A 1,441-nucleotide genomic window follows, 5' to 3' on the forward strand; every position below is an offset into this window, starting at 1 on the left:
TGGACTGCCCCCAAAAAGTTAGACAAATTTAATTATTAGATTTGTTATAATGAGCCCGATATTCCGTCGGGCTCATTCCATTTAAATTCAGTTTTATACGTTTCTTGTTGTAGTACCCTATATATTCTTCTATATCTTTTTTCAACTGATCTGTCGACTGATATTCAGTTAGATAGAATAGTTCTGACTTTAATGTTCCGAAGAAGTTTTCAATTATAGCATTGTCTAAGCAATTACCTTTCCTTGACATACTCTGGGTAATTCCATGTGTTTTTAGCAATTGCTGATATTTTTCCATTTGATATTGCCAGCCCTGATCGGAATGTAAAATCAGCTGAGCGGATCCTTTTGCCTGAGGTAGTGCTTTTTTGAGCATGTTCATTACTCCCCTGAAAACGGGTCTATCAGAGAGTTCATAGCTAATAATTTCCTGATTGAACAGATCAATTATTGGAGAAAGATATAGCTTGTTTCCTTTAACTTTGAATTCTGTAACATCTGTTGCCCATTTTTGTGTTGGTCGGTCAGCCTTAAAGTTTCTGTTGAGAATGTTTGGAGCAATCTTTCCAACCTTCCCCCTATAAGACCTGTATTTCTTTATTCTAACCAAACTCTTCAGCCTCATTTCCCCCATCAACCTAAACACGGTTTTGTGGTTAATAAGCATTCCATCTTGTTTTAGTTGCAAGGTAATACGGCGATAGCCAAAGCGTCCTTTATGAACCTGATATACCTTGTTAATCTGAACTTTAGCCTGTTCATATTTATCGCACTGTCCTGCCTTCTTAGAATAATAATAAAAAGTACTCCTTGCCATTTTAATACAACTCAACAAGATATTCAAGTCGAATTGATGCCTTAGCTCCATTATGGCTTGCGCTTGTTTTCTGCTTGAACTAAGGCCTGGAGCTTTTTTAGCAAGGCATTCTCTGCGCGTAGATATTCATTTTCACGTAAAAGCTCCTCTTCCCGACTGAGGGGTTTATCTGATTTTCTAGGCTTTCGTTTGATCTGGTTCTCTTTTTTTTCCATCGATGGTCTTCCTGTAGGGAGCGGATCAAGACCCGCTAGTCCAAATTTATCCAATCTTTTCCGCCAATCTATGATCAATGCATCGCTTGACAGATCAAAGCGTAGGACGGCTTCACTCAAAGTTAAGTTTTCAACTTGAATTGTGCGAAGAACATCGAACTTGAACGATGGACTGAAAATTCGCTTCTTTTTTCTCGGAAGTAACCCCTGTGGCCCAACCTGTTCGTAGGTAATAAACCATCGCTTCACCATTGAGCAAGTAAGACTATACTCTTTAGAAATGGATTCTGCCGATCGATAAAGCTCCGATATCTGCTTTACGCAATGAAGCTTGAAATCAAAACTGTGTTTCTTTTTTTTTGTCATAAAAATGCCCCCAGAAAGTGTCTAACTTTTTGGGGGCATTGCA

Annotated in this window: 2 protein-coding genes; both read right to left on the reverse strand. The window is 38.5% G+C overall.

The genetic code is table 11. The features are described from left to right. Window positions 1-28: 28 nt before the first annotated feature. Window positions 29-943: an IS3 family transposase gene (locus HDF25_RS25705; protein ID WP_184629284.1), complete on the reverse strand. Its 915-nt coding sequence runs from the start codon at window positions 941-943 to the stop codon at window positions 29-31. After that, entirely contained in the window at window positions 868-1,398 is a 531-nt protein-coding gene (locus HDF25_RS25710) for a transposase (RefSeq protein WP_184629283.1), read from the reverse strand. Before HDF25_RS25710 ends, HDF25_RS25705 begins: the two co-directional genes overlap by 76 nt. Between the last annotated feature and the right edge of the window lie 43 nt (window positions 1,399-1,441).

Origin of the sequence: Pedobacter cryoconitis (assembly GCF_014207135.1) — a bacterium.
In the GTDB taxonomy this organism is placed as follows: domain Bacteria; phylum Bacteroidota; class Bacteroidia; order Sphingobacteriales; family Sphingobacteriaceae; genus Pedobacter; species Pedobacter cryoconitis_D.

Excerpts from the sequence above, each read along its gene's own strand:
- HDF25_RS25710 (WP_184629283.1), bottom strand. The coding sequence starts at position 1,398 with ATGACAAAAAAAAAGAAACACAGTTTTGATTTCAAGCTTCATTGCGTA.